This window comes from Devosia insulae DS-56 (assembly GCF_000970465.2).
Lineage (GTDB): Bacteria > Pseudomonadota > Alphaproteobacteria > Rhizobiales > Devosiaceae > Devosia_A > Devosia_A insulae.
Window position 1 is genome coordinate 71629 of record NZ_LAJE02000257.1, and the last position, 7876, is coordinate 79504.

Annotated in this window: 6 protein-coding genes (1 of these 6 cut by a window edge); all 6 read right to left on the reverse strand. The window is 64.8% G+C overall.

The window, feature by feature from the left end; genetic code table 11:
* Window positions 1–3023 carry the beginning of an LEPR-XLL domain-containing protein gene (locus VW23_RS18330; RefSeq protein WP_069910989.1) on the reverse strand. It extends 26017 nt beyond the left edge of the window, so 3023 of the gene's 29040 nt are visible here — the first part of the coding sequence; its start codon is at window positions 3021–3023; its stop codon lies off the left edge, out of view.
* A gap of 166 nt (window positions 3024–3189) precedes the next feature.
* Entirely contained in the window at window positions 3190–3957 is a 768-nt protein-coding gene (locus VW23_RS18335) for a SapC family protein (RefSeq protein WP_069910990.1), read from the reverse strand.
* 154 nt (window positions 3958–4111) lie between these two features.
* Window positions 4112–5023 (reverse strand): radical SAM protein, encoded by a 912-nt coding sequence (locus VW23_RS18340; RefSeq protein ID WP_069910991.1) that lies wholly within the window; start codon window positions 5021–5023, stop codon window positions 4112–4114.
* 15 nt (window positions 5024–5038) lie between these two features.
* Window positions 5039–5914 carry a hypothetical protein gene (locus VW23_RS18345; RefSeq protein WP_069910992.1) on the reverse strand — a complete coding sequence of 292 codons (876 nt, stop codon included), beginning with the start codon at window positions 5912–5914 and terminating at the stop codon, window positions 5039–5041.
* Complete coding sequence (locus tag VW23_RS18350) at window positions 5901–6716, reverse strand: hypothetical protein (protein ID WP_141728386.1); 816 nt, start codon at window positions 6714–6716, stop codon at window positions 5901–5903. Before VW23_RS18350 ends, VW23_RS18345 begins: the two co-directional genes overlap by 14 nt.
* A 12-nt stretch (window positions 6717–6728) precedes the next feature.
* On the reverse strand, window positions 6729–7757 hold the full coding sequence (locus tag VW23_RS18355) for a methyltransferase (protein ID WP_069910994.1): 1029 nt from the start codon (window positions 7755–7757) through the stop codon (window positions 6729–6731).
* Window positions 7758–7876: the final 119 nt, after the last annotated feature.

A 7876-nucleotide genomic window follows, 5' to 3' on the forward strand; every position in this document is an offset into this window, starting at 1 on the left:
GCCGCAATCGACTTGGCGCTGCTCGACAGGATGCCGCCCTCGCCCCGGTTGCGCAGCGCGTTGCTCACCGTAGTGTTGGCGACGCCGCGGGAGTTCGCGGTGACCACCACCGCGCCGGCGGCGACAACGACCGTGTCGACGATCGAGGCGGAAACTTCGACCGGCGTTTCGTTGGTCCAGAACTCGGTGCCCAACAGCACATCGAGCGAGGCCTTGGCGAGATCGCCCGCCGTGGAACCGATGTCAAAGCCGATGACGTTCAGCGCCTCGAGCGCCGTTACGCCGTTGGACGAAGCCATGCCGAGACTGACGGCCCCATTGCCGTCGACGCTCATGTAGATCGTGGCGTCGATGAAGCTGTCATCTGCCGCCGTCACGACCAGATCGCTGCCGTCAGTCGTGGTGATCGCGCTGCCGGTGATCCTCGCCGCGACCCCGCCATTGACGACGTTGGCGGCCAGAATACCGGCCACGGCGTTCTTTGCCTCGACCGGATCGGCGGTGGTGTCCTGGCCCGTTGGCGCCGAAGACGCGTAGGCGAGGAGGTTGGTCTCGTTGCTCGCCGAGACCGTCACGCCGCCGGAGCTCTCGACGGTGGATCCCGAGATGGTGGCCGTCGTCAGCTTGTCGACGATGTTGACGATGCTGACGCGCGCCACCTGGATCGTCGGGAACGCGACGTTGGGGTCGAGCCTGGGCTGGAAGGGCATCGCTATCGCGATGAAGCGCGACGCGTCGGTCGCCGTTACCGAGAGCCCGCCAGCTCCAGCCGTGATGACACTCGCGTCGATCGTTGCGCTGGTGGCGCCGGAGACAATGTTCTCGGAATCGAGACTACGCGCGGTGTAGGACGTGCCGCTGGCGGCATCGACGGCAAGGCCACCTGCCGCCACGGTAACGCCCCGCAGCAGCACCTTGACGAGGTCGCCACCGTCGCTGGTGTGGGTCGAGGCCGAACCGATCGAAGTGGAGACGATGTCGTTGCGGACGTCGCCGGTGCCGCCTGCGGCAATGCGGACGTCGCCCGCCGCGCTGATCACCATTGGCGTGCTGGACACCGCGCCCGTTTCCGGACCGACCAGCACCTCGGCGCTGCGGTCGAGCGTGATGTCGGACGATACGGCGGAGAAGACCACGACGCTCGACAAAGCCGAGATCAATGCGTCGATCTCGGTCTGCAACGCGGCGCGCGCAATCGTCTTGTCGTTGGCGGTGATCGAAAGGTCGTCGACATCGTCGCCTGCGATGCCGCCGGCCTGAACGATGTCGGCGTTCGCGGCGATCACAACGCTGGTCGAGTTGGTGATGCCCAGCGTAGCTTCGAGCTGTGCATTCTTGAAGGCGACGAGGCTTTCGGCCAGCGTCTTCAACTGCTCCATGCCGATCTTGCCGCGGGCAATGGCGTCCTTGAACGCCGCATCCGCCGTGCTGAACGAGGTCGCCGGATTGGCGGTAATCTCAGCCAGGACGTCAGCATCGAGGCCGAGCCCGCTAAGCGAGGTATCGGGCAGGATGACGTTCGTCAGCCCGAGCAGATTCGGAATCTGCACTTCGGTGATCATCGAATCGACATCGACATCGGTATTTGCGGCGATGCCGATTGCGTCGCCGGTGATCGCAGCGGCACTGCCGATCGTGATTGTCGAGCTGTTGTTGAGGGTCAGCGCGATGGTCTTGATCGTCGATGCTGCCTGGCCATGAGCGCGCACCGTATTGGCTGCAACCGAGCTGACGATCACCGAGTCTGCAACGATGCTACCGTTGACGACTACGGTTGCCGACGTGTTCCGGGTCACGCTCAGCGTCGTGGCGTCGCCATCGCCATCAGAATTGGAATTTGCCGCATCGAGCGAGACGCGCGACCAGTCGATGGCCTTGATGGTGACCGCGTCGGCGATGACGTCGGCGCCCGCCTGGATGGTGACGTTCTCGGCACTCAGCCCGAGCGAACCACCGACCGTAACATCGCCGGCGACGACGATCTGCTCGCCCGCATCGACCATCAGCGAGAAGGCGGCATTGGAGGGCAGCGAGCTGATGGTGGTGACGTTGGCCAGGTCGCCCAGGTAGAGCCAGACGGGAGACGTGGCGGCGGTGTCGTAGTTGCTCCCGTCGATCACCGCGCGCACCACATCGGCGCCGCTGGCGATGATCGAGACGTTCTTGCTGGACGCGCCCGAGACGATGTTCCGCATGTCGACGACATTGATGCCGCCGCCGACAGTGAACGGCTCCATGTTCTCGAAGGTCAGGGTCGAGTTGTTGCTGAGGCCGACCGAGCCCGACCCATTGGCGCCGAGCCTGCCGGTGCCGCCGACGGCACTGACGCCGGAATAGAGGACGGTGTCGTTGCCGCCATAGCCGCCATCCACGACGCCGCTGAGCTTGCCGGCGGCAGCGAAGGTGAAGGTATCGGCATTGCCGTCGGAGCCCTTGAGATTCTCGACGCCGATGAAGGTCAGGTCGACCGCCTGCCCGTTGATCGAGCCGGCCTGGTCGCCGCTGATCGACCAGGCAGCCGCGTCGGAGGTGTCATAAATCAGCCGGTCCGCCCCACCGCCACCGGTGAAGGTGATCGATGGCACCAGCGTATTGGAGCCGAACGAATCCTCATCGATGCGCAGCGTATCGTTGCCGGAGCCGCCGATGATGTTGATGGAATTGATCTCGTCCAGATCGCCGAAGGCCAGCACCTTGCCGCCGCTGTTCTGGTCAAGAATCTCCACGCGGCGAATCGTCGTCGTGACGTTGTTGACGAGCTGCTGCTCTTCGATCAGCCGGACCAGCAGGTCGTGATCCTGCGCCGTCGGTTCAGACGAGAAATTGACGTTCAGGTCGGCATTCAGCAGCAGGCGCGGTTCGAGCGAATCAAAGACCAGGCGGACGCGCTCGGCGAGTTGCCGATCCGACCTCGATCGACGCAGGAGTCGCTTCAGCCTGTCCTGCAGCGCGCTGGCCAGTTTCACCCGGCGCTGCGAAGTGGGACGCCCGAAGATGCCTTCGGATCTGAAAGGATAGGCCATCATGACTCCTGGCCGGCGCGCCCTCGCACACCGACAGATGTTGCAATGCTAGTTACGCACTACGTCACCAGGATTCCCGCCAACGCGCGGGGATCCTTGCCGTCGCCTATCCGAGCCGCAAACCGGGCCCGGCCGTCCCGCGGGCGCCCCCGCGGGTTCTAGTTCGCTACGGCGCGACCGGCTCTGGAGCGGTCGCCGCGCTGGGTTCGGCCGGCTCCACGCCGAGCCGCCCAGCAGTTGCCTGCAGATTCCGCAGCGATTGCAGGTGCAGGTAGATCACTTCCAGGTCGTCGGAACCGAAGAGCACCGCGAGCTGGTCGGAGGAAATCGCCTTGAGCCGGTCGCGGCTCACCACTTCGAAGCCCGACAGCATCATGCTGCGGCCGTCCGGCAGGGTGAACTGCGCCTGCATCGGTTCGAGCAGGTTGAACTGGCGCAGACGCCCACACAGGTCCTTGGTGCGCTGGAACTGCACCTGGTAGGCCTGGAGGAAGCCGAGCACGCTCTTCAGGTACTGGGTCTGCTCGCCATCGGCGTCGAACAGTCGCTCGCCGCGCCCGTCATTGTTGGCGCCTTCGAACGACTCATCGATGCACAGGGTGAAGTTCTGCCCCTCATCGGTCGATGAGAAGACGAACGGATAGCGCCGCAGGAAGGCCGGGACATACTTGCCCAGCCACTTGCCCTTGTCGTCGATGAACAGGTTCTCGTTCTCGCGAATGCCAAGCAGCACCGCCGGGATGACGTCTTCGCCATTGCCGGCGAATACGATCGCCATCTCGTTGGCGACCTGCGAAAACTCGGCGACCATCAGCGGCACGGAGTTGACGTTCGCCGCGAAACTGAAATCGTTCCCGGTCTTGACCGCCAAGTTGGCGTGACGGCTTCGATTGACCGGCGTGGCGGTCTCATAAATCAATAATTGTTTGGCCAAGTATGCGCCCCCTCGGCGTTGGCCAAAAAATGCTCCGGTTCCCGCCGGGCGACCAACACGGCATACGTATCAATGTGCTTCGACACATACAACTGGTACTGACGAACTAGTGTAAATAATGCGGGGCCGCGTGGTAATTCCGCACCGTGGAAGATTAACGGGAGGTTAATCCGGAATAGGGCGCAAGGTCAGCGGCCATGTCGCCGAAGCGCGCGATATAGGCCTCGGTCAGCCCCAGGCAGGCCTTGGACGCGCAACGTTCCCGGTGCGGACAGCGGTAGAAGCCGTTCTTGTCGAACTCGATCCAGAAGTCGGGATCGATCAGCAGCGCCGCCTGGCCATTATCGAGGCGCCAGTCGTCCTGGCCCAGGAGGCATTGCGGGACGTTCTTGATCTCCACGGCGATGCCGCGCGCGTCGGCCCGCTCGCAGGCCTGCCTGAGGTAAGGCACGATCAACCGATAGTCGGCCAGCAGCAGCTTGTCGTCGGTCCGGCTCATCGGGAAATAGTGCCAGAACTCCATCTGGCTGAGCGCCGCGATGCCCGAGAGCGCGTCGACCACGTCGGGCAAGAGGCGGTAACTGCGCTCGGTGACCACCGTGTTGGTGATGATCGCCGTGCCGGGGAAGCTCGAGACGATCTCCATCCCCCGAATCATCTTGTCGAATGAGCCCTTGATCGTGGTGATGCCGTCATGGGTGGCCGCATCGCTGCCGGCGACCGAGACGAAGAACTCGTTGACCCCTGCCTCGATCAGTTGTTCGGCGTAGCCGGGGCGACTCAGGTGCATGCCATGCGTCTGGATGCGGATGTGCTCGAAGCCGGCGGCCCGAGCGCGCCGCGCCAGATCGGGAAGATCGCGCCTGAGCGTGATCTCCGAGCCGGTCATGACCAGGCCGCTATATTGCCGGGTCTCCTCGTTGCGGCGCAGCACGTGATCGAAGGCCTCGTCCGACACCGGCTGCAACCGGTCCATCGTCCCCTCGATCATGCAGTGGACGCAACGCAGATTGCACCGGAACTCCAGTGTCGCCGACACGTAGCTGGCGTTGTCGTAGCGTCCCATGCCGTTTCACGCCCTTCAGGCGAAGCCATAGACCGCGGTCTTACGGACCTCGAGCCTGCCATCCACCATCGCATAGTCGACGCCCAGATCGAAGTAGAGATGCGCGAAACGGTTGAGATGGGCTTGCACGAAGCTGACGAGGGGCGGCGGATAATGATGATCGGCAATGAAACGCGCCATCTGCTGCGCCCGGACGCGCGAATAATAGATGCCGTCGGAGTGCCGCTTGTTGGCGATCACCGTGACCACGCCGAGCTTCGGCGGGTCGAGCAGCCTGTCGGCCACACCCTCGGCTTCATCGAGGCGCGCCGAGGTGATGAGCTTGCGGCGCAAGGCCTCCGCATCCTCGCGTGTGTGGAAGAAGTGGTAGAGATTGGCGAATTCCAGCCCGTCGGCGGTCAGCCGATAGGACAGGCCCGATGAGAGGTCACTGCTGGGGTTGCCGAAATAGAGATTGACCTCGTCGATCGGCCGGCGGGCCGCAAGCCCTTGCGGCTCGATATCGATCGAGAACATGAAGTAGGGCCGCTCGTCCGGGATCGACAGCCGGCTCGGCGCGAAGGGCGCGAGGCACCCGAGCACCCGCTGCAGCGATACGCGCCGCTCGGCCCGCGCATAGTCGTAGAAATAGAGCTCATAGCTCAGCCGCCCATCGGCCTGCTTGATGCCCCAGACGGTCTGGCCCCGCCCGAGCTCGTCCTGCAAGGCGCGGATCACTTCGGTCAGCGCTCCACCCGCGGGATCCAGTTGCGCCGCGGCCCACAGCACGGCCTCGCTGCGCAGCCCCTTCGCAGCCGGCGCCAGCGGCTCGTAAGGCCAGAGGCAGAAATCGGCCAACTGGTCACCGGCCTCAGCCGCGAGCGCGGCGGGGAGGGGCTCAGCGATGGTCATGCTTGGTGGCCGCATAATAGAGGGTGACGAACTCGCTCCCCGCGGCGTCGCGGCCGATGGCGATATGCCCGAGCATGGTCCCTGCCCCGTCAGCGAGGATCTGCGGTGCTGCGGCCGGCAGGCCAAAGGCCTCGCACAGCTCTGCCAGCGCCCGGCGGTGGCGCGCCAGCGGCGTATCGACCCGATAGAGGTTGATGTCGAACGACTTGCGTGGCGTGTCCTCATCCTCGACCAGCATCACATCGACGCGCCCCTCAGGGGTGATCAGTTCCGACAGCACCCGATCGGTGAACGCCGCCGACGCCTCGCCGACATCCCTCGCGAAACTCTTGCGCAATGCGTCACGGGCCTCGACCCCGTTGGTGGGATAGCTCAGGTGCCGATAGCGCGAGAAATTGGCCTCGCGCCCCGGTCGCCACTTCACCGACAGAAAGATCGTATCGTCAGGGATGTCCGAGCGTCCGGAGCGCCCCAGCTCGTACTCGACATAGAGCTTGAACAGCGGCGGATCGATGCCGTCGCAGCCCAGGTGCACGGTGATCACCCGATCCCAGGACGCCAGCAGCCGCTCGGTGGCTGCCGGGTCGCAGGCGAGGGCCAGGGCAATGTCGCGGAATCGGTGGCGCGGATCGGGCCCCAGCAGTTCGGGTTGGCAGGTCACGAGGAAGCGGTCTGCCGATTGCCGCCCGCGCCAGAGTTTGGTCGAGCGCTCGGTAACATGCGGGCCGTGGAGCTCGGCCACGAAGCGGCGCATATCCGCCGCGGTCGGCCGGCGGTCCAGCAATGAGACACCCTCTGCCATTGGCTTCCCCGATCAGATCGCCTGCTTGCGCGCGGCAATCACCTGGAACGGCATATCCAGCACCACGCTGCGCACCGTCTCGACCACAAAGCCCTGCGCTTCAAGCAACTTGGCATATGCCGAGGCTGGCCGGAAGAAGGGCAGGAATATGAGGTTGGCCAGCATCGAGAACGGCATCGGCTGGTCCAGCGCCAGTTCGGGCGCACGCTCGACGATCAGCAGCCGTCCGCCGGGATAGAGCGCCTCACGTGCGGCGGCGATGAAGCGCGCCGCCATGTCCTCGGGCCAATCGTGCAGCACCGATTTGAACACCACGGTATCGACCGGCCCAGGGAGCCGCTCAGCGCGAATATCCCTGGGCGCGAAGCTGACCCGCTCGGCGCCCGGCCGGTAGACGACGTTGCGCGCGCCGAGCTGGCAAACCGCCGGCAGGTCGACAACCGTGGCGCTCAGGTGCGGGTGGATGGCGGCCAGGTGCAGCGCGAACTCGCCGCTATTGCCACCGACATCGAGCAGCTTTCGCGTGGCCTCCAGCCCCAGCAACGGGCTGAGCAGCGGCCCCTCGTATTTGGTCAGCGCCGTGGTGTAGCTGACCCAGCGGGCAGTGGCCGCCAGATGCTCCGGTGAGGTGGTCAGCGCCCGGGAATAGTCGAACAGCCGGAACACCTCCGCCTGCTGCACGAATGCGCCGGGGTCGGCGAGCAGCAGGGCGAAGCGCTCATGCACATCTTTGGCAATCGCCAGGAGGAACCAGAGCCGCGCTTCCAACAGGTCACGCGCCTCAAGCACCTGCCGGAAGCCCGCGGTCAGGCCGATGGAATTCGCTCCTTCGAGCACCCCACTGGCTTTCAACTGTCCCAGCAGCAACGCCAATCCGGTGGGCGTCAGCTCGGCCGCCTTCGGGAGTTCGCGAGGTTCCAGGTCCTCGTTGGCAAGCCGATCGATCCAGCCAAGCACCAAGGCCCGGTCCAGTGCCCTGGCGCCCAGTTCGGATGCCAGGACTGCATCGACACCCCGAAAGGGTTTGGCCGCCTCGTTCATATTGCCCCCCGCTTTTATACCCATCTGACGCTGCCGCCGAGCGATCTAGCGTTGATCTCAGTTGGTCCCGTCCCCTCAAAACAACCACATGTTGTCGCTGCATGTGGACCTGCTCTACG

What these genes read in the sequence shown, in the direction of transcription:
- VW23_RS18350 (WP_141728386.1), bottom strand. Translation starts at nt 6,716, where the DNA reads ATGGCAGAGGGTGTCTCATTGCTGGACCGCCGGCCGACCGCGGCGGAT.
- VW23_RS18340 (WP_069910991.1), bottom strand. Translation starts at nt 5,023, where the DNA reads ATGGGACGCTACGACAACGCCAGCTACGTGTCGGCGACACTGGAGTTC.
- VW23_RS18355 (WP_069910994.1), bottom strand. Translation starts at nt 7,757, where the DNA reads ATGAACGAGGCGGCCAAACCCTTTCGGGGTGTCGATGCAGTCCTGGCA.
- VW23_RS18345 (WP_069910992.1), bottom strand. Translation starts at nt 5,914, where the DNA reads ATGACCATCGCTGAGCCCCTCCCCGCCGCGCTCGCGGCTGAGGCCGGT.